The sequence below is a fragment of the Georgenia ruanii genome, from assembly GCF_009193175.1.
GTDB classification, from domain to species: domain Bacteria; phylum Actinomycetota; class Actinomycetes; order Actinomycetales; family Actinomycetaceae; genus Georgenia; species Georgenia ruanii.
In genome coordinates this window covers 557,783-583,185 of record NZ_VUKE01000001.1, presented here as the reverse complement: position 1 = coordinate 583,185, position 25,403 = coordinate 557,783, and the positions used below count along the sequence as shown (strand labels likewise).

Here is a 25,403-nt window from a genome sequence, read left to right as displayed (position 1 = left end):
CACCAGACCCTCGCGACGGCCCCCGCTGGTTGCCTGCTGTCCACTCCCCAGACGCCGGCCGACCTCGGTCGTGACCGCTGGGGCGGCGGCAGAGGGGGATGCGTGGGCAACACGGCGAGGAGCGCGGCCGGGGTCCTTCTGCGGGCGGGGGTGGCCCCATGGCGGTGACCGTCGCGGGCACGCCGATCGGCCTGCCCACCCGCAGCGCCGACGGCGCGACGGCGGGCAGGCGCGCCGCCCCGCCCCCGGCGCGCCGGGCGGGCACCTCCCGCGGCGTCGTCGCCGGCGCCGACCTGATCCTCGCCGCCGTGGCGGTCGTCCTCGCGACCCGCGGCGTGGCACCGGCCGTCGAGGCGGCCCTGGCGGCCGCCGCGGGTGGCGCCCTGGTCGCGCTGGTCGCCGCGCACCACGGCTACGCCCGCCGCGCCGCCGGGCACGGTGCCGGCGACTACCGCGCCGTCGTCCGCGGCGGCACGGCGTGGGCCGCGGCCGTGCTCGCCCTCGTGGTCGCGACCGGCGCCGGCACGCCGGGGCCGACCCTGCCGGCGGCGCTGGCCGCCACGGTGGGGGGACTCCTCGCCGTCCGGGTCGTCGACCGGGCGGTCCTGCGCCGGCGGCGCCGCCAGGGTCGCCTGACGCGGCCGGCGCTCGTGGTCGGCCCGCCCGAGCACCTGCCGGACCTGCTGGCCGCGCTGGGATCCGCCGAGGACGGCCTGGACGCGATCGGCGCCTGCACGACCGCCGGGCCCGGCGCGGCGGGCGGGCTTCCCGTGCTCGGGCCCCCCGACGCCGCCGCCGCGGTGGCCGGCGCCGTCGGCGCGGAGGCCGTCGTCGCCTCCGCCGCCCTGGGCGCCGACCAGCTGCGCCGCCTGTCCTGGGCGCTGGCCGGCCGCGGCGTCGAGCTTCTCGTCGCCCCGCACCTCCTCGAGGTCGGCGCCGCCCGGGTCGAGGTCCGCCCGGTGGGCGCGACCGCCTTGCTGGCGGTGCGCGTGGACGTCCCCCGCGCGCACCACCTGGTCAAGGCCGCGGCGGACCGGGTGGTCGGCGCCCTGCTCCTCGCCGCGTCGGCGGTCGTGCTGGTGCCCGCCGCGCTCGCCGTGCGGCTGACCTCGCCCGGCCCGGTGTTCTACCGCCAGACCCGCATCGGCCTGGGCGGCCGGCCGTTCACCATGTACAAGCTGCGCTCGATGACGACGGACGCCGACCGGCGTCGGGCCGAGCTCGCCGAGCGCTCGGACGGCAACGGCACGCTGTTCAAGATGCGCCAGGACCCGCGCGTGACGCCGGTGGGCCGGGTCCTGCGCCGGTACTCCATCGACGAGCTGCCCCAGCTCCTCAACGTCGTGCGCGGCGAGATGTCCCTCGTCGGTCCCCGCCCGCCGTTGCCCGCGGAGACGGCCACCTACGACGACGTCGTGCGCCGCCGGCTGCTGGTCAAGCCGGGCCTGACGGGCCTGTGGCAGGTCTCCGGCCGCTCCGACCTGGACTGGGAGCAGTCGGTCCGGCTCGACCTGCGCTACGTGGACAACTGGTCCGTCCCCATGGACCTGGCGATCCTGGGCCGCACCGCCGGCGCCGTGCTCGGCGCCCGGGGCGCCTACTGAACCTCACCCTCCCTCACCCACCCCCAGGAGGCCCCACGGCGGACACCGCCCTCCATGTGCACCGGCGCGGCCCCCACGAACATGGGGATGCCGTTCCGCGCCGACACGTGTCGCCCGTCACCTAACCTTCAGCAGCGGGGCAGATGTCGCACGGGGCGACGTCGGGGGTGATCCGCAGAGCAGGTGGGGTGAGAGGTGTGATCGACACGGCGCCGCCGGTGGTCATCAAGCGTCCCCGCACGCCCAGGGACATCGTGGTGGACCCGGAGCTGCTCCGGCTCCTCGGCTCCCACAGCCCCCTGACGGTGGTGCGCGGGCCGCGCGGGTTCGGCAAGACCACCCTGGTCGGGGCGTGGCTGGACGCGCTGCCCGCCGAGGAGGAGGTCGTGTACCTGCGCCTGACCCGCGCGTGCAACGACCCGGCCGTGTTCTGGCAGGGGCTCGCCGAGGGCCTGCAGGCCGCCGGCGCCGTCGACCCGGTCGCGGGTGCGGACCACCGCGGCGAGGTCGTGCGGCTGCTCACCACCCGCACCCGCCCGCTGACGGTCATCCTCGACGACTACCACCACGCCGGCCGGCAGGCCGACGCGGCGGACATCGACGACGAGCTCGTCGAGCTCGTCCGGCAGAACGACCACCTGTTCCTCGTCGTGGCCACCCGCACGAGCCGGGTGCTGGAGACCACCGGCTCGCTGTCCATCGACGTCACCGTGATCTCCCCGCGCGAGCTGCGACTGACCCCCGCGGCCGTCGCGGCGCTCGCGGCCCGCGCCGGCGTGACGGTCGGCGAGGCCCAGGCGGGCCGTCTCGCCGTCGGCTTCGGCGGGTGGCCCGCCGCGATCCGCGACGTGCTGGTCCGCTCGCGCGGCGACGGCGGCCGCCTCAACCTCGCCCTGGCCGACCAGTACATCGCCACGATGGTCCGCGACCTGCGCCACGAGGCGGTGCGCAGCTTCATGCTCCGCACCGCCGTGCCCGACGAGTTCGACGCCGAGCTCGCCGGCCGGATCGCCCCCGACGAGCGGGTGCTGGCCATCCTGCGCAACGTCCGCTCGGCCGGCCTGCTGGGCGAGGAGGTCCGCGACGAGCGGCGGGTGTACTCCTACGCGCCGCTGGTGCGGCAGGCGCTGGTGCGGGTGCTCACCGAGAGCCGGCCCGAGGAGCTCCGCGACGTCCACGCCACGCTCATGGACTGGCACCTGCAGGCCGGGGACCCGGTGCGGGCGATCGTCCACGCCGTCCACGCGGGCAGCTGGGACGCGGTCGAGCGGCTCATGGAGGAGCACTGGCCGCGGCTGATCACCCAGGAACCGTGGGCGATGGTGGCCGCGGCCCAGCTCATCCCGCCGGAGGTGGCGGCGACCCACCCGCGGCTGCAGGTGGCCCGGGACGAGGTGGGGCCGGCGCTGCCTGCCCAGGACGAGACCGCGCTGCCGGTGCCGCCGTGGCCGACCGGCGACCTGCAGGGCATCACCGCCGAGCTGCGCGCCCAGGTGGCCGGCCCGGGCCGGGACGGCACGGCCCTGGCCCTGCTGCAGTGGGGGGTCGCGGCCGTCATGGCCGGGGACCTCGCCACCGGGCTGTACGCCTTCGGCCGGTGCCGCGAGCGCGGCCACGAGCGGGCCGCGCTGGCCGGTGCGGTGGCGCCGGCCACCGCCGGGCTGGCCCTGACCCACGCCCTCCTCGGCGACGTCGAGATCGCCCGCGCCTGGCTCGCCGACCCCGCGCTGAGCGGCCTGCGGGCCGGTGTGGACGGGCGCTCCGCGCCGGAGGACCTCGCCGCCACCGCCGCGCGGATCGCCCGCGCCCTCGTCGCCGTCGACGCCCTCGACGAGGACCTCGAGGACGTGGTGGACGCCATGGGCGAGCGGCACCGCCGCGACGAGCTGTGGGCGCTGACGGTGTTCGTGCGCGCCGCCCGGGCGGGGCTGTCCGGGCAGGGCGGCGAGGTGTCGCGATGGGCCGCGCACCTGCGGGCGGCCGGCCACTACCTGCCCCGGGCGGGACTGGCCGAGACCCTCGTGCGGGTGGCGCTGGTCGACGTCCTCCTCGACGGCGGCATGGCCGTGGCCGCGCGGCAGGCGGCGCAGGACCTGCCTGTCTCCGTCGTCAGCCTGGCCACCCTCGCCCGGCTCAGCCTGGCCGACGGCGACTACCCGCGCGCCGTGGCCCACGCCCGCACCGGCCTGGCCCACCCGCGTCTCTCCCAGCGCGCCGCCCTCGACTGCCACCTCGCCATCGCCTCGGCGCAGCACGCCCTGGGCGAGCGGATGGCGGCGCGCCGGGCGTTCGAGCAGGCCGTGGAGGCGGCGGTCGGCTCCGGGCAGCGCCGCCCGCTGCTCGGCATGCGCTACGCGACCTTTCTGCAGCTGGCCGGCAACGACGCCGACGTGCTCGCGCTGTGGCCCGAGCGTTTCCGGCCCACCAGCGCCGAGGCCCTGGTCACCACCACCACCCGGCCCGCCGAGCCGCTCAGCCGGCGCGAGCGCCAGGTGCTCGACGCGCTCGCTCGCCACTCCGGCGCCGTGGGCGTGGCCCAGGAGCTGGGACTCTCGGTCAACACGGTCAAGACCCACCTGCGCGCGGTGTACCGCAAGCTCGGGGTCGGGAGCCGGGAGGAGGCCCTCGTAGCCGCGGTCTCCCGCGGCCAGGCGGTGCCGAGCCCGCTGTGGGCCAAGGGATGACGGCGGTGACGGGCACGGGCCGCCGCGGGGTGAGCAGCGGGCTGCCGCGGGTGCCGGCCACCTTCGCCCCGACCGCCCGCGCCCGCGAGGCCCTCGCCGCGCTGCCCACCGTCGCCGTGCTGCGCGCGCCGCGCGGGTTCGGCAAGTCCAGCACCGCCGCGCAGTGGCTGCGCCGGCCCGACCTGCCCGACCGCGACGTCGTGTGGGTCTCCCTCCCGCCGCGCGGCCTCGCCGGCCCGGCGTTCTGGCACGCCGTCGACCTCGCCCTGGAGCGGGCCGGCCTGGAGAGCGCCGCCGCGGTCGGGTGGGACGGCCTGGCGATGCGGGCGCGCGAGCGCCGGCGCCGGCTGGTCCTCGTCGTCGACGGCCTGGACCGGGTGGAGGACCGCCGGGTCGACGACGAGCTCGTCGCCCTCGTGCAGGCGCACGCGGAGCTGCACCTCGTGCTCCTCATGCGTGCCCAGCGCCCGGTGGAGGCGCTGGCCCGGGTCGCGGCCGACACCGTCGTGCTCACCCGCGAGCACCTCGCGCTCGACGCGCCCGCCGTCGCCGACCTCGCCCGGCGCACCGGCCGGGCGGTCCGCCCGGAGGAGGCCCGGTGGCTGGCCGCGGAGCTGGGCGGGTGGCCCGGGCTGCTGCGCGCCGCCCTGCTCACCGCCGGGCGCGGGCCGGAGGACGAGCTCGTGCTCGACACCGCCAGCCTGGCCGACTACGTGCGCCTGGTGCTCCAGGACGACGAGCTCGCGGCGGTCGCGGAGGACCTCACCGCGCTCGCCGTTCCCGAGCGGATCACCGCCGAGGTCGCCGCCCATCTCGTGGGCCGGCACGTCCTGCCCGGCGCCCTGGCCCGGGCGCAGGCCGCCGGGCTCGTCGCGGGGGAGGGGCCGCTGGCCTTCCCGACCGTGGTGCGGGACCTGCTGCGCCGGATCCTGCGGGAGGACTGCCCCGCGCGCTACCGCGAGCTGAACCGGACGATGATGGAGCACCGCGGGCGCGCGGGCGACGCGCTCGCCGCGCTCCGCCACGCGGTGCGCACCCAGGAGCCCGACGCGGTGCTCGGCGTCGTCGAGGACGGCTGGGCCGCGCTCGTCGCCCACCCCACGGAGGTACGCGCTGCGCTGGCCGAGGTGCCGGTGGACCTGCTCGCCCGCTCCGCCAAGGGCCTGGTGGCGCTCGAGCACCTGCGCCCCGCCCAGGTGCCGCCGGCCTTTCTCCTGGCCCTGGTCAGCGGGCTCCGGCCGGGCGTGCCGTGGCAGGACGACCCCGTCGGTGCGCCGGCCCCGGCCGACGTCGGCGAGGTGCCCGAGCTGCTCGTCCAGCTCGGCACGCGCCTGCTCCTCGACGCCGACGTGCTGCGCGCCACCCACGCCTTCGCCGACGCGGCGGTGCGGGCCGGGGCCGACGGGGCGACCGCCGCACCGGCCCGGGCCGGCGCCGCGCTCGGACTGGTGCTGCTCGGGCACACCGACGCCGCCCGTCGCTTCCTGCCGGGGGAGGGGGGCGATGCACCCGGCGATGCCCTGACCGCGCTCGCCACGCGGGTGGGGCCGGCGCTGCTGGCCCTGGACGCGCTCGTCGCCCCCGCGCCGCCCGACCCGAACGTCGACCTGCCCGCGCCCCTCGCCGCCCTGGAGGGCCTCGCGCTGTACGTCCGGGCCACCGCGGCGGTGCCCGCGGGCGAGGGCGCCGGCCTGGTGGGCGAGCTCGAGCGGTTCCGACACGGTCCCGCGGGCCAGGCCCCCCTCGCCGCCGGGCTCGCGCTCGCCGCGCTGGCCGACCTGCACCTGGCCCACGGCCGCGGGGACCGGGCCCGAGCGCTGTTCACCGGCGCGGCGACGCCGCCCGACCGGCCCTTCGTCGGGGCGGCGCGGGCCCGGGTGGCCCTCTACGCCGGCGAGCACGAGCTGGCGCTGCGGCTCAGCGCCCGCGCGCCGGAGCTGGCCGCCGTGTGCCCGCGGCCCGCCGTCGAGCTCAGCCTCGTCCGGGCCGTCGCCGCGCACCGCACCGGCCGGCCGCACGTGGCCGGGGAGGCGTTGGACCTGGCCACCTCGCTCGCCGAGAGCACCGGCATCCTGCGCCCGTTCCTCCTCGTGCCCCGGGCCGACCTCGACCAGCTCGCGACGACGCTGCCGCGAGCCCGCGCCCTGCTCGCCCGGCCCGAGCTGACGGTGCGGGGCGAGACGATGCCGACGCCCAACCGGCCGGTGAACCTCTCCCGCAGCGAGCTGCGGGTGCTGGTCGAGCTGTCCTCCGGGCGGCCGGTCACGCACGTGGCCCGGCGGCTGTTCGTCTCCGAGAGCACCGTGAAGACACAGGTGCGCAGCATCTACCGCAAGCTCGACGTACACTCTCGGGCCGAGGCGCTCGGCCGGGCCCGCGCCCTGGGGATCCTGCCCCCGGCGTGACGGGCAGCGCCGCCGGTGAGCGCGGTCACCGCCGCGGCGGTTTCCCGGGTCGTCGCGATGCCGTAGGATGGACCGCTGGGTATGGCTCTACCTTCGTGCGTCCGCACGCGGGCGGGCCGGCACCACCATCACAGCAACCGACGTTAGCGGGGGTCATGGCGAAGAAGGACGGCGTCATCGAGATCGAGGGCAGTGTCGTCGAGGCACTTCCCAATGCGATGTTCCGCGTGGAGCTGAGCAACGGGCACAAGGTCCTCGCCCACATCTCGGGCAAGATGCGCCAGCACTACATCCGGATCCTCCCCGAGGACCGGGTGGTCGTCGAGCTGAGCCCGTACGACCTCACCAGGGGTCGCATCGTCTACCGCTACAAGTAACCACCACGAGCACATCGCCGTCGTGACGGACCACGGGTCCACCATGCGCGGCGGCGGAGGAACCACATGAAGGTCAAGCCGAGCGTCAAGCGGATCTGCGACAACTGCAAGGTCATTCGTCGCCACGGCCGCGTCATGGTGATCTGCACCAACGTGCGCCACAAGCAGCGCCAGGGCTGAGAGGCCCGCACCGCCGGTCACTCCGGCACCACGCACCACCAGCGCCCCCAGGGGTGCGACCCTCGGTTCGGAGGCCGGGGCCCGCAGCAGCGGGAGGGTGGGGCACAGACCTCCGACCCACAACAGGAGTGAAAGTTGGCACGTCTTTCTGGCGTCGACCTCCCCCGCGAGAAGCGGCTCGAGGTTGCGCTCACCTACATCTACGGCGTCGGGCGCACCCGCGCCGCCGAGACGCTCAAGGCGACCGGCATCAGCCCGGACCTGCGCGTCAAGGACATGACCGACGCGGACCTCGTCGCGCTGCGCGACTACATCGAGGGCAACTTCAAGGTCGAGGGCGACCTCCGCCGCGAGGTCGCCGCGGACATCCGCCGCAAGGTGGAGATCGGCTGCTACCAGGGCCTGCGCCACCGCCGTGGCCTGCCCGTGCACGGCCAGCGCACCAAGACCAACGCGCGTACCCGCAAGGGCCCCAAGCGCACCGTGGCCGGCAAGAAGAAGGCCGGCAAGAAGTAGTAGCCCGTCCCGCGCTCCGGCGCAGGACCGGTCCGACGACCTCATCAGGAGAAGAAACCCCTTATGCCTCCCAAGACTCGTACGGCGACCGCGGCCCGCAAGCCGCGCCGCAAGGAGCGGAAGAACGTCTCCCACGGCCACGCCTACATCAAGAGCACCTTCAACAACACCATCGTGTCCATCACGGACCCGACCGGCGCCGTCATCGCCTGGGCGTCCTCCGGCCAGGTCGGCTTCAAGGGCTCGCGCAAGTCGACGCCCTTCGCCGCCCAGCTCGCGGCCGAGGCCGCGGCGCGCCGCGCCCAGGAGCACGGCATGAAGAAGGTCGACGTCTTCGTCAAGGGCCCGGGCTCGGGCCGCGAGACCGCGATCCGCTCCCTCCAGGCCACCGGCCTCGAGGTCGGCTCCATCCAGGACGTGACGCCCCAGGCGCACAACGGCTGCCGCCCGCCGAAGCGCCGCCGCGTCTGAGTTCTCCAGCGCCCGGCCGGGGCGTGCGCCCGCCGCACGCCCCGGCCGGGCGTCGCGCGGCTCATGCCGCGCGACGCAGGTGCCCCCGCACCGCCCCTGCCGGACGGACCGATGACCGGCAGGTCCTCGCACGGCGTCATATGGCGGACGCCGGCTGAAAGGAACCCCAGTGCTCATCGCACAGCGCCCCGCGCTCACCGAAGAGGTCGTCACCGACTACCGCTCCCGGTTCGTCATCGAGCCGCTCGAGCCCGGCTTCGGCTACACCCTCGGCAACTCCCTGCGCCGGACCCTGCTCTCCTCGATCCCCGGAGCAGCGGTCACGTCCATCCGCATCGACGGCGTCCTCCACGAGTTCTCCACCGTGCCCGGTGTCAAGGAAGACGTCACCGAGATCATCCTCAACATCAAGAACATCGTCGTCTCCTCGGAGAACGACGAGCCCGTCGTGATGTACCTGCGCAAGCAGGGCCCGGGCGTCGTCACCGCCGGTGACATCACCCCGCCGGCCGGCGTCGAGGTGCACAACCCCGACCTGCACATCGCCACGATCAACGCCAAGGGCAAGCTCGAGATCGAGCTGACCGTCGAGCGTGGCCGCGGGTACGTCTCGGCCGTGCAGAACAAGAGCGCCGACGCCGAGATCGGCCGCATCCCGGTCGACTCGATCTACTCCCCGGTGCTCAAGGTCACCTACAAGGTCGAGGCCACCCGCGTCGAGCAGCGCACCGACTTCGACAAGCTCATCGTCGACGTCGAGACGAAGAACGCCATCAGCCCGCGCGACGCGCTGGCGTCGGCCGGCAAGACCCTCGTCGAGCTCTTCGGCCTGGCCCGCGAGCTCAACATCGAGGCCGAGGGCATCGAGATCGGCCCCTCGCCGACGGACGCCGCCCTCGCCCAGGACCTCGCGTTGCCGATCGAGGACCTCGGGCTGCTGTCGCGCTCGTACAACTGCCTCAAGCGCGAGGGCATCCACACGGTGGGCGAGCTCGTCGCCCGCAGCGAGGCCGACCTCCTCGACATCCGTAACTTCGGTGCCAAGTCGATCGGGGAGATCAAGGAGAAGCTGGCCGGCCTGGGGCTCAGCCTCAAGGACAGCCCCGCCGACTTCGACCTCGCGGCGCACGCCGGGGACGAGGACGAGGACGCCTACGGCGACATCCAGTTCAGCGACGAGCAGTCCAGCTGACCTGCTCACCCGACACATCTACTAGGAGACACCATGCCTACCCCGTCCAAGGGACCCCGTCTGGGTGGCAGCGCTGCGCACGAGCGGCTCATGCTGGCCAACCTGGCCACCGCGCTCTTCGAGCACAAGAAGATCACCACCACCGAGCACCGCGCCAAGCGGCTGCGCCCGGTGGCCGAGAAGCTCATCACGCTGGCCAAGCGCGGTGACCTGGCCTCGCGCCGCAAGGTGCTGACCACCGTGCGCCGCAAGGACGTCGTCGCCGAGCTCTTCGAGCAGACCGCGCCCCAGTTCGCCGAGCGCAACGGCGGCTACACCCGCATCACCAAGATCGGCCCCCGCAAGGGCGACAACGCCCCCATGGCGGTCATCGAGCTCGTGCTCGAGGCGGTGAGCCCCAAGCAGGCCACCGTGCGCGAGGCCGAGAAGGCGGCCGAGCGCGCCGCCGCCCAGGCCGCCCCCGCCGCGGAGCCGGCGGAGGTCACCGAGGCCCCCGAGGTCGCCGAGGCCGTCGAGGCCGCGACCGTCGAGGCCCCGGCCGCCGAGGGCACCGAGACGGAGCAGGCCGAGCAGGCCGCCGCGGAGCAGTCCGCGGCCGCCGAGGACGCCCAGGCCACGGACGCCCAGGCCGGCTCGTCCGAGGGCCCGGAGGACCGCCGCGCCTGACGGCCCCCACCGACGAGGCCTGGCCCAGACACCGTCTGGACCAGGCCTCGTTCGCGTCTGCGCGGCCGGCCGCGCGTGCGACCCTGACGCCGTGACGACCCCAACGGTGCTGCTCGTCCACGGAGTCCGGGCCTCGGCCACGATGTGGCGCGCCCAGCTGCGGGCGCTGCGCGCCGCGGGCGTCCCGGCGCTGGCGCCCGACCTGCCGGGCCACGGCGCGCGGGCGGGGGAGGCCTTCACGGTGGAGCGGGCGCTGGCCACCCTCGACGACGCGGCCGGCGCCGTGGGAGGCCCCGTCGTCGTCGTGGGCCTGTCGATGGGCGGCTACCTCGCCCTGCACTGGGCGGCCCGGACCGGTCGTCCCGCCGCGGTGCTGGCGGCCTCGTGCTGCACCCGGCCGGCCGGGCCGCCGCTGTGGGCCTACCGGCGCCTGGCCGGCGCCATCGCCCGGCTGCCCGACGGCGGCGCCCGGCTCGGCGAGGTGCTGGCGCGCCGGGCGCTGCCCGCCCAGGCCCTCGCCGACGTCAACGCCGGCGGGATGAGCGTGGGGGTCATGGACGCCGTGCTCGCGGGGCTGGCGCACATCGACCCGCTCGCGGACCTGCGCGCCGTCGCGGTGCCGGTCTGGCTCGTCAACGGCCGCTGGGACCACTTCCGCACCCAGGAGCGGCGCTTCCTGCGCCAGTGCGCCGCCGGCCGGCTCGTCGTCGTCCCGGGCGCGAGCCACCTCGTCTCCCTGGTGCGGCCGGTGGCGTTCAACCGGGTGCTGCTGGAGCTGGTGGACACCGTCGGCGCCCGGCCGACCCCCACCGCCGGGCCGGGGGCGGCCCTGCCCGCGCCCGCCCGCGCTCCCGGGCCGGTCCGACCGGTCAGCCCGGCGCGCCGCCGGCCGGGCGCGGCCCGCGGCGCCGCGGCGCCGCGGCCGCCTGGTCGTTGAGGATCCGCTCCACCCGGGCGGGGGTGACCCCCGCCGCGGCGGCGATGTCCTCGGCCGGGTAGCCCCGGCCGGCGGCCTCCTTGACGAGGCTGCGCCAGGTGCGCTCGGCCGCGTCGAGCGCCTGCTGCACGACGACGTAGGCGGTGGCGGCGTCCGCGAGGGGCTGCAGCCCCGCGTCCGGCGGCACGCCGCGCCGCCGGACGGGCCGGGCGCGGCCCGGCTCGGTCCCGCCGCCGCGGCGCACCAGCACGGCCTCGGAGGCCCGCAGCGCCACGTGCCGCCCGTCCGGCAGCTCCACGGTGAAGGGGTAGTCGCCCGCGACGACGCGCACGATCCGGCCCTCCTGGCCGTGCAGACGCTGCTCGTCGGTGTACAGGGTCCGCTCGACGCGCACCCAGTCCCCCACCCGCACCGGCTCGGTCATCGCCCCTCCCTCGGGGTCCGATGCCCATCGTGGTGTCGCCGGGCCGGGGACGCGACCTGTCCGTGGCGGCCGTCAGCCCTCCGAAACGGGGCCGCGCCCGCGCAGGTCCCACGCCCGCACCCCGCCGACGATCCCGGCGCTGTTGGGCACGATGACGACGTCGTCGCCCAAGCGCTCGACCACGGGGGCGACGATCCGCCGGGAGTTCCCGCCGCCGAGGTAGAGCCGGTCCCACAGGTACATCGGCCGCAGCGCCTCGACGACCTTGCGCACGCGGCGGGACCAGTGCGCGTCGCCGAGCCGCAGCCGCTCGTGCTCGCCGATGTAGTCGTCGTACGTCAGGCCCCAGCGCACCGGCCCCTGGCTGAGCTCGACGTGCGGGGCCAGCACGCCGCCGTCGAAGACCGCGTTGCCCAGCCCGGTGCCGAGGGTGACGATCATCTCCAGGCCCGCGCCGGCGATGACGCCGGCGCCGTGCACCTCCGCGTCGTTGAGGACGAGGACCGGCACGCCGAGGGCGTCCTGGAGGGCCCGGCGCATGTCGAAGCCGGACCAGTGCAGCACCAGCTCCGGCAGCACCCGGGTGCGGGGCCCGGAGCGGGTGATGTAGTGCGGGGTCGCGACGACGACGCCGTGGCGCAGCATGCCCGGCATGCCCACGGTGGCGCGGCCGGCCGGCGGCAGCTGCTCGGCCAGGGAGGCGATGGTGCGCACGAGCCGGGTCGGTGGCAGCGGGTAGGGCGTGGCGGTGCGCACCGGCGCGGCGTGCACCGTGCCCTGGGCGTCGAGGACGGAGGCCTTGATGCCGCCGCCCCCGCAGTCCACGGCGAGGGTCGTGACATCGGGCTCCACGACGGCGAGACTACCGGGCGGCCGGGGGCGTGACGGTGCGCCGGTCGTCCGGCAGGCGCCGGGTCAGGCCCCGGCGGTCGAGGTGCTCGAGCAGCGGCAGCACCACCCGCCGGGAGGTGCCCAGGCGCACCCGGGCCTCGCTGGTGGTGAACGGCTGGGCGAGCTCGGCGAGCCAGGCGGCCGCCGTCTCGGCCGCGCCGGGCGGCAGGACGATGCCCGGCGCCGGGCGCAGCACCCGCCCGGCCCGCGCGGCGGCCGCCAGGGCCGGCTCGTCCAGGCCGAGCTCGCGCAGCCGGTCGGCGGTGGGGGCGAGGAAGGGGGCCGCCGCCAGGTCGGCGGTCAGGGCCGCGAGCGCCCGCTCCAGCGGCTCGGGCAGCGCCGGGGCGGTGCGGGCGGTGACCCGCCCGGCGACGACGGCGAGCGGGGGGCGCAGCACCGCCCGCAGCAGCGGCTCGGGCAGGCCGAGCCGCTCGGCCAGGGCGGCCGGCGGCACGCCGGGGCTGAGCGGCTCGGCGGCGTCGTGGACGCGCACCAGGCGCGCGGCCGCGGCGGCGGCGGCCTCGGCCCGCTCCGGGGACAACGCCCACCGCCCCGCCCGCACCGCCACCTGGTCCGCCCCGGCGACGGGCACCCCCAGGCGGGCCAGCAGGTCCAGGTCGGCCACCGGCCGCCGGCGCAGCTCGGCGGCGAGGTCGGGGACGCCGGTGGCGTCGGCCAGCGCCGCGCGGCGGCGGGCGGCGTCACCGCGCCGGCCCAGCGGCGGGGGCGCGGGGTCGAGGACGGTCACGCCCCACAGCGCGCGGGAACCGGAATCACGCAGGATCGCCCGGTCGCCCACCCGCAGCGGCAGCGGTCGCTCCAGGCGCAGCCGGGCCAGGCCGTCGCCGAGCGGGCGGTGGTGGGCGCCCACCGCCGTCGCGCCCACGTGCAGCAGCGGCCGCTCGGGCGGCGTGCCGGCGCCGCTCAGGCGCACGTCCACCGTCTCGCCCAGGTGCCAGGCCCCGGGCGTGAGCAGCACGCTGCCGCGCCCGACCTCCTCCACGCCGTCGCCGGTGAGGTTGAGCGCCACCCGGGCCACCGCCGCGGCGGCGTCGACCTCCCGGCCGAGGGACTGCACCGCGCGCACCCGCAGCCGCCGGCCCGCGTGCTCGAGCCGGTCGCCGGCGGCCACCCGGCCCGCCGCGAGGGTCCCGGTCACCACCGTCCCGGCGCCGCGCACGCTGAAGCGGCGATCCACCCACAGCCGCACGTCCCCGGCGGCGTCCGGGGCCGGCAGGGCCAGCAGCATCTCGCGCAGCGCGGCGCGCAGCGCCTCGAGCCCCCGCCCGGTCACGGCGCTGACCGGGACGACGGCGGCCCCGCCCAGGGAGGTCGGTTCCAGCTCGGCCCGGGCGCGGGCGACGGCCGGGGCGGGGTCGGCGAGGTCCGCGCGGGTGACGGCGACGACGCCGTGGGCCACCCCGAGCGCGTCGAGCGCGGCCAGGTGCTCGGCGGCCTGCGGCATCCACGGGTCGTCGGCGGCCACGACGAGCAGCACCGCGGGCACCGGCCCGATGCCGGCGAGCATGGTGGGCACGAACCGCTCGTGTCCCGGCACGTCGACGAACGCGACGTCGCCGACGCCGGGCAGGGCGGTCCAGGCGAAGCCGAGCTCGATGGTCAGGCCCCGGCGGCGCTCCTCAGCCAGCCGGTCGGGGTCGGTGCCGGTCAGGGCGCGCACGAGGGTGGACTTGCCGTGGTCGACGTGCCCGGCGGTGGCGACGACGTGCATCAGGACCGCTCGGTCGCGGGGACCGGCGCCGCCGCGGCGCCCGCCGCGGCGACTTCGGGCGCTGTCGCCGCCGCGGCCCGCACGGCGGCCTCGACGACGGCGTCGTCGGCGGGCGCCACCATCACCAGGTCGAGCAGCAGCCGGCCGCGCTCGACGTGCCCCACCACCGGCACCGGGCCGGCGCGCAGCGGGGCGGCGAGCGCGGCCGGCAGGGCGAGGGCGGCGCTCGGGAGGGGCACCCCGGGCGCCCCGCCGCCGCCCACCGCCGCCGTCGAGGGCACCGCGGCGGCCGGCACGACCGGCCGCAGCCGGGCGGCCAGGGCCTCGGCGCGGCCGAGCAGCGCGGCCGGGTCCGCCGTCAACGCCGCGCGGACCGGCGGCACCGGCCCGGTCAGCGTCGCCTCCAGCGCGGCCAGGGTGAGCTTGTCCACCCGCAGCGCCCGGGCGAACGGGTGGCGGCGGAGGTCGCGGACGAGGTCCGCCCGGCCCAGCAGCAGCCCGCACTGCGGACCGCCGAGCAGCTTGTCGCCCGAGGCGGTGACGAGGGCGGCGCCGGCGCGCAGCGTGCTGGCGGCGTCGGGCTCGGCGGGCAGCCGAGGGTGCGGGGCGAGCAGGCCCGAGCCGATGTCGGCGACCACCGGCACCGGCAACGTGGCCAGCTCGTCGACCGGCACCGACGCCGTGAACCCCTCGACGACGAAGTTGGACGGGTGCACCTTGAGCACGAAGGCCACCGAGTCGTCCATCGCCGCGGCGTAGTCCGCCAGGCGGACCCGGTTGGTGGTGCCGACCTCGCGCAGCGTCGCGCCCACGGACTCGAGCAGCTCGGGGATGCGGAACCCGTCGCCGATCTCGACCATCTCCCCGCGGGCGACCAGCACGGTGCGCCCCGCCGCGAGGGCGAGGCTGACCAGGGCGAGGGCGGCGGCGCCGTTGTTGACCACGTGGACGTCCCCGGCCGCCGGGACGGCGGCCCGCAGCGCGGCCAGCGCCCCGGCCCCGCGCGGGCCGCGGCGGCCGGTGGCCAGGTCCAGCTCGACGTCGGTGGCCCCGGCCGCGACCTCCAGCGCCGTCACCGCGGCGGGGGAGAGGGGCGCCCGGCCGAGGTTGGTGTGGACGATGACGCCGGTGGCGTTGACCACCCGGCGCAGCGAGGTGGCCGCCGCCGGCAGCGCCGCGACGGCGGCGTCGGCCACCCGGGCCGGGTCCACCTCGCCGGCCCGGCACCGGGCCAGCGCGCCGGCGACCGCGGCCTTGACCAGCCGGTCGCCCAGGCGGCCGGCGGCCGCGCGCAGCCGCGGGTCGGCGAGCACGCGGTCGGTGCGCGGCGTGGTGCGGCGGCGGTCGGGACGGTCGGGCACGCGCGCTCCTCCTCGAGAGTGGCGGAGGCGGACGGGAATCGAACCCGCCTGGCCGAGCTGCTCGGCCACAACGGTTTTGAGGACCGCGCCCGTCACCAGACGAGGTACGCCTCCGCCGTCACCCTAGCCGCCCTCCGGCCGGAGGAGGACCCGCCGGGCGCTCCTTCTCCCGGGCGCTGGTCTTCTCTCCGGGCGCTGGCGTTCCCGCGGGGCGCAGCTGTGCTCGCCGGGGGACGGGAAGCCCGCCCCTCTGGCCGGCGTCGGCGCGGGTCCCTAGGCTGACGCGGGTGACGACGCTGACACGGCCCCTCCGCCTGACGCAGTACGCCGCCGGGGGCGGCTGTGCCTGCAAGGTCCCGCCCGGCGAGCTCGAGCGGGTGCTCGGCGGGCTCGCCGTCCCGGCCGGCGCCGACCTCCTCGTGGGCCTGGAGAACGGCGACGACGCCGCGGCCGTGCGCATCGACGGCGGCCGGGCCGTGATCGCCACCGCGGACTTCTTCACCCCGGTCGTCGACGACCCCTACGACTGGGGCCGCATCGCCGCCACCAACGCCCTCTCGGACGTCTACGCCATGGGCGGCACCCCGCTGGTCGCCGTGAACCTGCTGTCCTGGCCGCGCCAGAAGATCCCCTTCGACGTCGCCGGCGAGGTGCTGCGCGGCGGCGCCGACGTGTGCGCCGCCGCGGGCGCCTTCCTCGGCGGCGGGCACAGCATCGACGACCCCGAGCCCAAGTACGGCCAGGCGGTCACCGGCCTGGCCGACGCCGACCGGCTGCTGCGCAACGACGCCGGCGAGGCCGGGCTCCCGCTCACCCTGACCAAGCCGCTGGGCCTGGGCGTGCTCAACAACCGGCACAAGGCCACCGGCGAGCGTTTCGAGGAGGCCGTGGCCCAGATGACCACGCTCAACCGCGACGCCGCCCGCGCCGCGCTCGACCTCGGCGTCCGCTGCGCCACCGACGTCACCGGCTTCGGCCTGCTCGGCCACCTCTACAAGCTCGTGCGCGCCAGCGGCCTGAGCGCCGTCGTCGACGCCGCCGCCGTCCCGTACGTCGACGGCGCCCGGCAGGCGCTCGCCGACGGGTTCGTCCCCGGTGGCAGCCGGCGCAACCTCGACTGGGTCCGCCCGCACCTGCGCTCGGCGGTGAGCGAGGACGAGCTGGTCCTGCTCGCCGACGCCCAGACCTCGGGCGGGCTGCTCGTCGTCGGCGAGATCCCCGGCTACCCGGTGGTCGGGGAGCTGGTGCCCGCCCGCGAGCACGCCATCGAGGTGCGCTAAGGCGCGCGCGGCGCCGCGGTGGTCGCTAGGGTCGCGGCAGGAAGGGAGATCGGTCATGGACGGTCGGAAGGTGTTCCTCAGCTGGCCGGTGGTGCGCCAGCTGACCGGCCCCGACGCGCTCGGCCGCGGGCCCGCCGCCCGCTCCCGCGCCACCGAGAAGCTCACCGCCCGCACGGTCACGGCCGACCGCGTCGCGCGCAGCGTGTGCCCGTACTGCGCCGTCGGCTGCGGCCAGAAGGTCTACGTCAAGGACGAGCAGGTCGTCCAGATCGAGGGCGACCCCGACAGCCCGATCTCCCGCGGCCGGCTGTGCCCCAAGGGCTCGGCGAGCAAGAGCCTCGTCACCGGCCCCAACCGGCTGAGCACGGTGCGCTACCGGCGCCCGTACGCCACCGAGTGGGAGGACCTCGACCTCGACGTCGCCATGGACATGATCGCCGAGCGGGTCGTCCGGGCACGGGAGGAGACCTGGCAGGAGCACGACGAGCAGGGCCGGCGGGTCGCCCGCACCCTGGGCCTCGCCAGCCTGGGCGGGGCGACGCTGGACAACGAGGAGAACTACCTCATCAAGAAGCTCTTCACGGCGCTCGGCGCGTTGCAGATCGAGAACCAGGCGCGTATTTGACACTCCGCCACGGTCCCCGGTCTGGGGACCAGCTTCGGTCGCGGCGGCGCCACCGGCTTCCAGCAGGACCTCGCCAACGCGGACTGCATCGTCATCCAGGGCTCGAACATGGCCGAGGCCCACCCCGTGGGCTTCCAGTGGGTGATGGAGGCCAAGGCCCGGGGCGCGAAGGTCATCCACGTCGACCCGCGCTTCACCCGGACCAGCGCGCTGGCGGACACCTACGTGCCGCTGCGGGTGGGCACCGACATCGTGTTCCTCGGGGCGATCATCAACTACGTCCTGAGCAACGAGCTGGACTTCCGCGAGTACGTCCTCGCCTACACCAACGCCTCCACCATCCTCAGCGAGGAGTACGCCGACCCCGAGGACCTCGACGGGCTCTTCTCAGGCTTCGACCCCGACACCCGCACCTACCACACGCGCAGCTGGCAGTACGCCGGGGACGAGGACGCCGCCCCGGACGAGATGGGCAGCACCCGCCAGCGCGCCACGGCCAGCGCGATGCAGCACGAGACCCACGGGGTGCAGGTGCAGGGCCACCCGCCGCGCGACGAGACGCTCCAGCACCCGCGGTGCGTCTACCAGGTCCTCAAGCGGCACTTCGCCCGCTACACCGCGGAGCTCGTCGAGGAGACCTGCGGCGTCCCGCGCGAGCAGTTCCTCGAGGTGGCCCGCGCCTGGGCGCAGAACTCCGGGCGCGAGCGGACGACGGCGCTGGTCTACAGCGTCGGATGGACCCAGCACAGCGTGGGCGCGCAGTACATCCGCACCGGCGCCATCCTCCAGCTGCTGCTGGGGAACATGGGCCGGCCCGGCGGCGGGATCATGGCCCTGCGCGGGCACGCGAGCATCCAGGGCTCCACCGACATCCCCACGCTGTTCAACCTCCTGCCGGGCTACCTGCCCATGCCTCAGGCCGTGGACCACCCCGACTTCCAGGCATGGGTGGACAGCGTGCGGCACCCCGGCGCCAAGGGGTACTGGAGCCATGCCGACAGCTACGCCGTCAGCCTCCTCAAGGCCTACTGGGGGGCGGCGGCGACGCCGGAGAACGACTTCTGCTACGACTACATGCCCCGCATGACCGGCGACCACGGCACCTACCGGACCGTCATGGACATGATCGACGGCAAGGTCAAGGGGTACTTCCTGCTCGGCCAGAACCCCGCGGTGGGGTCGGCGCACGGGCGGGCCCAGCGCCTGGGCATGGCGCAGCTCGACTGGCTCGTGGTCCGCGACCTCTACGAGATCGAGAGCGCGACCTTCTGGAAGGACTCCCCGGAGGTGGCCACCGGTGAGATCGTCCCCGAGGAGTGCGCCACCGAGGTCTTCCTCATGCCGGCCGCCTCCCACGTGGAGAAGGAGGGCACGTTCACCCAGACCCAGCGGATGCTGCAGTGGCGCGAGAAGGCCGTCGAGCCGACCGGGGACCGCCGCTCGGAGCTGTGGTTCTTCTTCCACCTCGGCCGCCTCGTGCGGGAGAGGCTCGCCGGGTCCACCGAATCCAAGGACCGGCCCGTCCTCGACCTGGCCTGGGACTACCCCACGCACGGCCCGACGGCGGAGCCCAGCGCCGAGGCCGTGCTCATGGAGATCAACGGCTACGAGACGGCCACGCGCCGGCCGTTGTCGTCCTACACCGAGCTGCGGGCCGACGGGTCCACCGTGGGGGGCTGCTGGATCTACACGGGCGTCTTCGCCGACGGCGTCAACCAGGCCGCCCGGCGCAAGCCCGGCGCGGAGCAGTCCTGGGTGGCCCCCGAGTGGGGCTGGGTGTGGCCGGCCAACCGCCGCATCCTGTACAACCGCGCCTCGGCCGATCCCGACGGGCGACCGTGGAGCGAGCGCAAGGCCTACGTGTGGTGGGACGAGCGGGCCGGGCGGTGGACCGGGCACGACGTGCCGGACTTCGAGCCGACGAAGGCGCCGTCCTACCGGCCGCCGGAGGACGCCGCCGGGGTCGAGGGCCTCGCCGGCGACGACGCCTTCATCATGCAGGGCGACGGCAAGGGCTCGCTGTTCGTGCCGCAGGGCCTGGTCGACGGGCCGCTGCCCACCCACTACGAGCCGGTGGAGTCCCCCTTCGCCAACCCGCTGTACGGCCAGCAGGCCAACCCGACCCGCGTCGAGTACCGCCGGGAGGTCAACCCGCTCAACCCCAGCCCGCCGCTGGCGCGCAGCGAGGTCTTCCCGTTCGTGTTCACCACCAGCCGGCTGACCGAGCACCACACCGCCGGCGGGATGAGCCGGTTCCTGCCCTACCTGTCCGAGCTGCAGCCGGAGATGTTCGTCGAGGTCTCCCCGGAGCTGGCCGCCGAGCGCGGGCTCGAGCACCTGGGCTGGTGCCACGTCGTCACCGCCCGCGCCGCCGTGGAGGGCCGGGTGCTCGTCACCGACCGGCTTCGGCCGCTGCGCGTGGAGGGGCGCACCGTGCACCAGGTCTGGCTGCCCTACCACTTCGGCGGCAGCGGCCTCGTCCGCGGCGACTCGGCCAACGACCTGTTCGGCATCACCCTGGACCCCAACGTGCTCATCCAGGAGACCAAGGCCGGCACCTGCGACGTGCGCCCCGGGCGGCGGCCCACCGGCCCGGCGCTGCTGGCCTACGTGCAGGACTACCGCCGGCGCGCCGGGGTGACGGGGGAGCACTACGCCCCCTTCGTCACCGCCCGGGGCGCCGAGGCGCAGGAGGACGCTGATGGCTAGGCACAGCCTGTTCGGGCCGATCGACCCCGCCACGGAGGCCGGATACGTCGACCCGCCCCCGCGCAAGGGCTTCTTCACCGACACCAGCGTGTGCATCGGCTGCAAGGCCTGCGAGGTGGCCTGCAAGGAGTGGAACCTCGTGCCCGACGAGGGCTTCGACCTGCTCGGCATGTCCTACGACAACACCGGCGCGCTGGGCGCGAACACCTGGCGGCACGTCGCCTTCGTCGAGCAGCCGGCCGGCGGGCGCGCCCGGGTGGACCTGGGCATGCCGACGGTCGGCCCGCCCGGCGGGGCGGCCGCCGAGGCGGGCGCGGGCGCGGGAAGCGCCGGGGCGGGCGTTGCCGGCGTCGAGGGCGGGGCGGCCGGTGCGGAGGGCGGCGGTGAGGAGGCGGGCGTCGGCGACGACGAGCGGCCCGACTTCCGGTGGCTGATGTCCTCCGACGTGTGCAAGCACTGCACGCACGCCGCCTGCCTGGACGTGTGCCCGACCGGCTCCCTGCTGCGCACCGAGTTCGGCACCGTCGTCGTCCAGCCCGACATCTGCAACGGCTGCGGCTACTGCGTGCCGGCCTGCCCCTACGGCGTCATCGAGCGGCGCAAGGGCCCCGCCGGCGCCCGGAACGTCGGCATCGCCCAGAAGTGCACGCTGTGCTACGACCGCCTCGGCGCCGGGATGGAGCCGGCCTGCGCCAAGGCCTGCCCCACGGACTCCATCCAGTTCGGCGACCTCGACGAGCTGCGTGAGCGGGCCCAGGCCCGGGTCGAGAGGCTCCACGAGGCCGGCGTGGCCGAGGCGCGGCTGTACGGGGAGGACCCGCACGACGGCGTGGGCGGGGCGGGGGCGTTCTTCCTGCTGCTCGACGAGCCCGAGGTCTACGGCCTGCCCCCGGACCCGGTGGTGACCACCCGCGACCTGCCGCACATGTTCAACCGCGCCACCGCGGCCGCCGCCGCGCTCCTGGTCGGCGCGGCCGCCGCGTTCCTGGGGAAGCGGTGAGCGCGGGCGCCGCGCCGGGGCCCGACGGCCTCCGGCAGGGCGGGTGGGCCGGCGCGGGGCAGCGGCGCGGGCGCGGCGGCGCGGGCCCGGGCGGCGAGCGGGCGATGGTGCCGCCGGCGGAGTTCACCTCCTACTACGGCCGGCCGGTGGTCAAGCCGTCGCCGTGGGAGATCGACATCCCGGCGTACATGTTCGCCGGCGGGCTCGCGGCCGGCTCCTCGCTGCTGGCTGCCGGGGCGGACCTGACCGGGCGGCCCGCCCTGCGCCGGTCGGCCCGCCTCGGCGCCCTCGGCGCCCTGGGGTTCAGCTTCGCGGCCCTCGTGCACGACCTGGGCCGGCCGGCCCGGTTCCTCAACATGCTGCGCACCGCGAAGCTGACCTCGCCGATGTCCGTGGGCACGTGGATCCTCATGGCCTACGGGCCCTTCGCCGGCACCGCCGCCGCCGCCGAGGCCACCGCCCTGCTCCCCGCCCGCTGGCGCCGGGGGCCGGTGCGCCTGCTCGCCGCCCTCGGGCGCCCGGCCGGGCTCGTCGCGGCCGTGACGGCGCCGCCCGTGGCCGCGTACACGGCGGTGCTGCTGGCCGACACGGCCACGCCGTCGTGGCACGAGGCCTACCGGGAGCTGCCGTTCGTCTTCACCGCCTCGGCCGCCGCGGCGGCCGGCGGCCTCGGCATGGTCAGCGCGCCGGTCGCCCAGGCCGGGCCGGCCCGGCGCCTCGCGCTCGGCGGGGCGCTCGTCGAGCAGCTCGCCGAGCGGCAGATGGAGCGGTCGATGGGGATCACCGCCGAGCCGCTGCACCAGGGCAAGGCGGGCCGGCTCATGCGCGCGGCACGGGTGCTCACCCTCGGCGGGGCGGCGGGCTCACTGCTCGCCGGCCGCAGCCGCGTGGCGGCGGTGGCCTCCGGCGTCGCGCTGCTCGCCGGGTCGTTGTGCACCCGGCTGGGAGTCTTCGAGGCCGGCCAGCAGTCGGCGCGCGACCCCCGCTACACCGTGGTCCCCCAGCGCGAGCGGGTGGACCGCGGCGAGCCGGTGCGCGCCGAGGCGTGACACGAGCCGCTGCGCGCCGAGGTACTCCCGAGGCGTGACGCGAGGAAGGGCCCCGGCCGGCGGGTCACCGCCGCGCCGGGGCCCTGGGCGCCGGCCGGGTGTCAGCCGACCTTGATCATCTCGTTCGGGTTGAGCACGAACTTCTTGGCGACGCCGGAGTCGAAGTCCTTGTACCCCTGCGGCGCCTGGTCGATCGAGATGGCCGTGGCGTTGACGTTCTTCGCGATCTGCGTCTTGTCGTGCAGGATCGCGTTCATCAGCTGCCGGTGGTACCGCATGACCGGGCACTGGCCGGTGGTGAAGGAGTGGGACTTCGCCCAGCCGAGCCCGATACGGATCGAGAGGGACCCGACCTTGGCGGCCTCGTCCTTCGCGCCAGGGTCACCGGTGACGTACAGGCCCGGGATGCCCAGCGCCCCGCCCGCCTTGGTGATGTCCATGACGGTGTTGAGCACGGTCGCCGGCTTCTCCTCGGCGGCCTCCTTGCCCTGGCCGTGCGCCTCGAAGCCGACCGCGTCGACGCCGCAGTCCACCTCGGGCACCCCGAGGATCTGCTCGATCTGGTCCTTCGGGTCGCCCTCGGAGACGTCGACCGTCTCGCAGCCGAAGCTGCGGGCCTGGGCCAGGCGCTCCTTGTTGAGGTCGCCGACGATGACCACCGAGGCACCGAGCAGCTGCGCCGCGGTCGCGGCGGCCAGGCCCACCGGGCCGGCGCCGGCGATGTAGACCGTCGAGCCGGTGCGCACCCCGGCGGTGAACACGCCGTGGTAGCCGGTGGGGAAGATGTCCGAGAGCATGGTCAGGTCCATGATCTTCTCCATGGCCTGGTCCTTGTCCGGGAACTTCAGCAGGTTCCAGTCGGCGTAGGGCACGAGCACGTACTGCGCCTGGCCGCCGACCCAACCGCCCATGTCGACGTACCCGTAGGCCGAGCCCGGCCGGTCGGGGTTGACGTTGAGGCAGATGCCGGTCTTGCCCTCCTTGCAGTTCTGACACCGCCCGCAGGCGATGTTGAACGGGACCGAGCAGAGGTCGCCCTCCTTGATGAACTCCACGTCCGGCCCGGTCTCCACCACCTCGCCGGTGATCTCGTGGCCGAGGACGAGGCCTTCGGGCGCCGTCGTCCGGCCGCGCACCATGTGCTGGTCGGAGCCGCAGATGTTCGTGGCCACCACCTTGAGGATGACGCCGTGGTTGACCTTGCGGCCCACATTCGCCGGGTTGACCCCGGGGCCGTCCTTGAGCTCGAACGTCGGGTAGTCGGTGTCGATGACCTCCACCTTGCCGGGTCCTGCGTAGCTGACTGCCTTGTTGCCGCCCACAGCGGCCTCCTTTTCGTCGGACGTCGTTGTACGAACCTGGAGCCCGGCCGCGGCCCGCGGGTCGTGGCCGGAATTCCACCCTGCCACGCGCCCCTGTGGGGCGGAAGGGGGACGGGGCGGACGGTATCCCTCCGTTCGCGGGGGAGGTCCGGCGGGGGCGTTAGCCTGCCCTCGTGACCAGCACCGACCCCGCCGAGGCGCCCGCCGTCCGGGTACGCCTGGACCTGGCCTACGACGGGTCGGCCTTCGCCGGCTGGGCGACCCAGCCCGGGCTGCGCACCGTCCAGGGGGTGCTCGAGCAGGCGCTCACCACGGTGCTGCGCCTGCCCGGGCCGGCCCGCCTGACGGTGGCGGGCCGCACCGACGCCGGCGTGCACGCCCGCGGGCAGGTGGCCCATGTCGACGTCCCGGCCGCGGCCTGGGCCGCCGTGCCCGGGCGCAGCGACCGCAGCCCGGGGGAGGCGCTGGTGGCCCGCCTCGCCGGGGTGCTCGGCCGGGGCGGCGCCCCGCGCGGGGCGAGCGACGTCGTCGTCCACCGCGCCGCCGCCGCCCCGGCGGGGTTCGACGCCCGCTTCGCCGCCGTGTGGCGCCGCTACGCCTACCGGATCGCCGACGACGTCGCCCGCCGCGACCCGCTGCGCCGCCAGGACGTGCTCTGGCACGGCCGCCCGCTCGACGTCGCCGCGATGGACGCCGCGGCGCAGCGGCTGCTCGGCGAGCACGACTTCGCGGCCTACTGCAAACCGCGCGAGGGGGCGACCACCATCCGCACCCTGCTCGACCTGCGCTGGCGGCGGCTGCCCGCGGGCGCCGCGGACCCGGGGCTGGTCGTCGCCGAGGTCCGGGCGGACGCGTTCTGCCACTCCATGGTCCGCGCCCTGGTGGGGGCGTGCCTGGCCGTGGGGGAGGGGCGCCGGCCGGTGGGCTGGCCCGCGCGGGTGCTCGCCGCCGGGGTTCGCGACGCCGCCGTGACGGTGGCCCCGGCCCACGGCCTGACGCTCGAGGAGGTCGCCTACCCGGCCGACCACGAGCTCGCCGCCCGGGCGCGGCAGGCCCGGGCGCGCCGGGTGCTGCCCTAGGCGCGGGTCCCCCGCCCGCCTCGAGGTCGGCAGCCACCCCTCAGGCGAGGATGCGGTGCTCGCCGGCGTAGACGTTGACGCTCTCGCCCCGGCTGAACCCGACGAGGGTGAGGCCGCACTCCTCGGCGAGCTCGACGGCGAGCGCGGAGGGGGCGCTGACCGCCGCCAGCGCGGGCACCCCGGCCATGTGCGCCTTCTGCACCAGCTCGAAGGACGCCCGGCCGGAGACCTGCAGGACGGCGCGGCGCAGCGGCAGGCGCCCCTCCCGCAGCGCCCAGCCGACGGTCTTGTCGACGGCGTTGTGCCGGCCGACGTCCTCGCGCAGACACTCCAGGCGGGCCGTCCCGTCGTCGTCGACGGCGAACAGGCCGGCCGCGTGCACCCCGCCGGTGGTGTCGAAGACCTGCTGGCCGCGGCGCAGCCGCTCGCCGAGGGCGAGGAGCTCCTCGAGCCGGATGCGCAGGTCGTCCCCGGCGGGCGGGAACCGCGAGGCGCGGGTCACCGCCTCGATGGAGGCGGTGCCGCAGATGCCGCACGAGCTGGAGGTGTAGACGTGCCGGGTCAGCGTGGGCGCCGGCGGGGCCACCCCCGGGGCCAGGCGGACCTCGACGACGTTGTAGCTGCGGGTGCCGTCGGGGTTGACCCCCGCCCCGTAGCCGACGGACGCGACCTGGCCGGCGTCCCAGATCACCCCCTCGGAGACGAGGAAGCCGGCCACGAGGTCGAAGTCGGCGCCCGGGGTGCGCATGGTGACGCTGTACGGGGCGCCGGCCACCCGGATCTCCAGCGGCTCCTCGCCGGCGAGGGTGTCCGCGCGGGCGCGGCGGGCGCCGTCGGCGGTCAGCCGCACCACCGGGCGTCGCTTCGTCGCTCGCACCGCCGCACCTCCCTCGTGGTGC

General features: G+C 76.3%; 21 protein-coding genes and 1 tRNA gene. 15 read left to right on the top strand and 7 right to left on the bottom strand.

Translation table 11 applies throughout. From position 1 onward, the window contains the following. The first annotated feature begins 158 nt into the window (after positions 1-158). The 10 genes from GD880_RS02695 to GD880_RS02650 all read left to right on the top strand — a co-directional run bounded on the left by GD880_RS02695 (position 159) and on the right by GD880_RS02650 (position 11,032). A complete protein-coding gene (locus GD880_RS02695) occupies positions 159-1,604 on the top strand; it encodes a sugar transferase (RefSeq protein WP_193314323.1) in 1,446 nt (481 codons plus the stop codon). Between the two features lie 188 nt (positions 1,605-1,792). Further along, positions 1,793-4,288: a LuxR C-terminal-related transcriptional regulator gene (locus GD880_RS02690; protein ID WP_152230054.1), complete on the top strand. Its 2,496-nt coding sequence runs from the start codon at positions 1,793-1,795 to the stop codon at positions 4,286-4,288. A 5-nt stretch (positions 4,289-4,293) separates the two neighbouring features. Next, the gene (locus tag GD880_RS02685; RefSeq protein WP_152230053.1) at positions 4,294-6,693 is read left to right on the top strand and encodes a LuxR C-terminal-related transcriptional regulator; all 2,400 of its coding nucleotides are present in this window, start codon (positions 4,294-4,296) and stop codon (positions 6,691-6,693) included. Positions 6,694-6,848: 155 nt separating this feature from the next. Further along, positions 6,849-7,070: a translation initiation factor IF-1 gene (gene infA, locus GD880_RS02680; protein ID WP_043501486.1), complete on the top strand. Its 222-nt coding sequence runs from the start codon at positions 6,849-6,851 to the stop codon at positions 7,068-7,070. Positions 7,071-7,136: 66 nt separating this feature from the next. Further along, on the top strand, positions 7,137-7,250 hold the full coding sequence (gene rpmJ / locus GD880_RS02675) for a 50S ribosomal protein L36 (RefSeq protein WP_139073186.1): 114 nt from the start codon (positions 7,137-7,139) through the stop codon (positions 7,248-7,250). A 135-nt stretch (positions 7,251-7,385) separates the two neighbouring features. Continuing rightward, on the top strand, positions 7,386-7,766 hold the full coding sequence (gene rpsM / locus GD880_RS02670; protein WP_152204781.1) for a 30S ribosomal protein S13: 381 nt from the start codon (positions 7,386-7,388) through the stop codon (positions 7,764-7,766). Between the two features lie 63 nt (positions 7,767-7,829). Continuing rightward, positions 7,830-8,237 carry a 30S ribosomal protein S11 gene (rpsK, locus tag GD880_RS02665; RefSeq protein ID WP_123917129.1) on the top strand — a complete coding sequence of 136 codons (408 nt, stop codon included), beginning with the start codon at positions 7,830-7,832 and terminating at the stop codon, positions 8,235-8,237. Between the two features lie 169 nt (positions 8,238-8,406). Continuing rightward, complete coding sequence (locus GD880_RS02660) at positions 8,407-9,429, top strand: DNA-directed RNA polymerase subunit alpha (RefSeq protein WP_152230052.1); 1,023 nt, start codon at positions 8,407-8,409, stop codon at positions 9,427-9,429. Between the two features lie 33 nt (positions 9,430-9,462). Further along, positions 9,463-10,095 (top strand): 50S ribosomal protein L17, encoded by a 633-nt coding sequence (rplQ, locus tag GD880_RS02655; RefSeq protein ID WP_152230051.1) that lies wholly within the window; start codon positions 9,463-9,465, stop codon positions 10,093-10,095. A 91-nt stretch (positions 10,096-10,186) separates the two neighbouring features. Then, a complete protein-coding gene (locus GD880_RS02650; RefSeq protein WP_152230050.1) occupies positions 10,187-11,032 on the top strand; it encodes an alpha/beta fold hydrolase in 846 nt (281 codons plus the stop codon). Here GD880_RS02650 and GD880_RS02645 read toward each other — a convergent pair. The 5 genes from GD880_RS02645 to GD880_RS02625 form a co-directional block, all read right to left on the bottom strand. Continuing rightward, the gene (locus tag GD880_RS02645) at positions 10,965-11,456 is read right to left on the bottom strand and encodes a hypothetical protein (RefSeq protein ID WP_152230049.1); all 492 of its coding nucleotides are present in this window, start codon (positions 11,454-11,456) and stop codon (positions 10,965-10,967) included. The genes GD880_RS02650 and GD880_RS02645 overlap by 68 nt on opposite strands. A 72-nt stretch (positions 11,457-11,528) precedes the next feature. Beyond that, positions 11,529-12,308: an ROK family protein gene (locus GD880_RS02640; RefSeq protein ID WP_226909318.1), complete on the bottom strand. Its 780-nt coding sequence runs from the start codon at positions 12,306-12,308 to the stop codon at positions 11,529-11,531. Between the two features lie 10 nt (positions 12,309-12,318). Then, a complete protein-coding gene (selB, locus tag GD880_RS02635; protein WP_152230048.1) occupies positions 12,319-14,079 on the bottom strand; it encodes a selenocysteine-specific translation elongation factor in 1,761 nt (586 codons plus the stop codon). Continuing rightward, positions 14,079-15,440 (bottom strand): L-seryl-tRNA(Sec) selenium transferase, encoded by a 1,362-nt coding sequence (selA, locus tag GD880_RS02630; RefSeq protein WP_152230047.1) that lies wholly within the window; start codon positions 15,438-15,440, stop codon positions 14,079-14,081. The genes selB and selA overlap by 1 nt, the downstream gene beginning before the upstream one ends. Positions 15,441-15,459: 19 nt before the next feature. Further along, positions 15,460-15,554 (bottom strand) — tRNA-Sec (locus GD880_RS02625). 173 nt (positions 15,555-15,727) lie between these two features. Here GD880_RS02625 and selD point away from each other — a divergent pair. The 4 genes from selD (at position 15,728) to nrfD (ending at position 22,103) form a co-directional block, all read left to right on the top strand. Further along, complete coding sequence (selD, locus tag GD880_RS02620) at positions 15,728-16,720, top strand: selenide, water dikinase SelD (protein ID WP_226909317.1); 993 nt, start codon at positions 15,728-15,730, stop codon at positions 16,718-16,720. 55 nt (positions 16,721-16,775) lie between these two features. Then, a complete protein-coding gene (gene fdh / locus GD880_RS02610) occupies positions 16,776-20,054 on the top strand; it encodes a formate dehydrogenase (RefSeq protein ID WP_193314322.1) in 3,279 nt (1,092 codons plus the stop codon). Next, on the top strand, positions 20,047-21,054 hold the full coding sequence (locus tag GD880_RS02605) for a 4Fe-4S dicluster domain-containing protein (RefSeq protein ID WP_193314321.1): 1,008 nt from the start codon (positions 20,047-20,049) through the stop codon (positions 21,052-21,054). The genes fdh and GD880_RS02605 overlap by 8 nt, the downstream gene beginning before the upstream one ends. 104 nt (positions 21,055-21,158) lie before the next feature. Then, positions 21,159-22,103, top strand: a complete 945-nt coding sequence (gene nrfD, locus GD880_RS02600; protein WP_152230157.1) for an NrfD/PsrC family molybdoenzyme membrane anchor subunit — start codon at positions 21,159-21,161, stop codon at positions 22,101-22,103. A 101-nt stretch (positions 22,104-22,204) separates the two neighbouring features. Here nrfD and fdhA read toward each other — a convergent pair whose 3' ends face one another. Next, positions 22,205-23,425 carry a formaldehyde dehydrogenase, glutathione-independent gene (gene fdhA, locus GD880_RS02595; protein WP_152230043.1) on the bottom strand — a complete coding sequence of 407 codons (1,221 nt, stop codon included), beginning with the start codon at positions 23,423-23,425 and terminating at the stop codon, positions 22,205-22,207. Between the two features lie 173 nt (positions 23,426-23,598). Between fdhA and truA the strand changes: the two genes are divergently transcribed. Beyond that, positions 23,599-24,504, top strand: coding sequence for a tRNA pseudouridine(38-40) synthase TruA (gene truA, locus GD880_RS02590; protein ID WP_152230042.1), 906 nt, complete (start codon positions 23,599-23,601; stop codon positions 24,502-24,504). Between the two features lie 40 nt (positions 24,505-24,544). On the opposite strand, the gene fdhD is transcribed toward truA, so the two are convergent. After that, a complete protein-coding gene (gene fdhD, locus GD880_RS02585) occupies positions 24,545-25,381 on the bottom strand; it encodes a formate dehydrogenase accessory sulfurtransferase FdhD (protein WP_152230041.1) in 837 nt (278 codons plus the stop codon). Positions 25,382-25,403 lie beyond the last annotated feature (22 nt).

Coding starts and splice junctions, on each gene's coding strand:
- rplQ (WP_152230051.1), top strand. CDS start 9,463: ATGCCTACCCCGTCCAAGGGACCCCGTCTGGGTGGCAGCGCTGCGCAC.
- rpsK (WP_123917129.1), top strand. CDS start 7,830: ATGCCTCCCAAGACTCGTACGGCGACCGCGGCCCGCAAGCCGCGCCGC.
- selB (WP_152230048.1), bottom strand. CDS start 14,079: ATGCACGTCGTCGCCACCGCCGGGCACGTCGACCACGGCAAGTCCACC.
- nrfD (WP_152230157.1), top strand. CDS start 21,159: ATGGTGCCGCCGGCGGAGTTCACCTCCTACTACGGCCGGCCGGTGGTC.
- GD880_RS02695 (WP_193314323.1), top strand. CDS start 159: ATGGCGGTGACCGTCGCGGGCACGCCGATCGGCCTGCCCACCCGCAGC.
- GD880_RS02645 (WP_152230049.1), bottom strand. CDS start 11,456: ATGACCGAGCCGGTGCGGGTGGGGGACTGGGTGCGCGTCGAGCGGACC.
- GD880_RS02605 (WP_193314321.1), top strand. CDS start 20,047: ATGGCTAGGCACAGCCTGTTCGGGCCGATCGACCCCGCCACGGAGGCC.
- rpmJ (WP_139073186.1), top strand. CDS start 7,137: ATGAAGGTCAAGCCGAGCGTCAAGCGGATCTGCGACAACTGCAAGGTC.
- infA (WP_043501486.1), top strand. CDS start 6,849: ATGGCGAAGAAGGACGGCGTCATCGAGATCGAGGGCAGTGTCGTCGAG.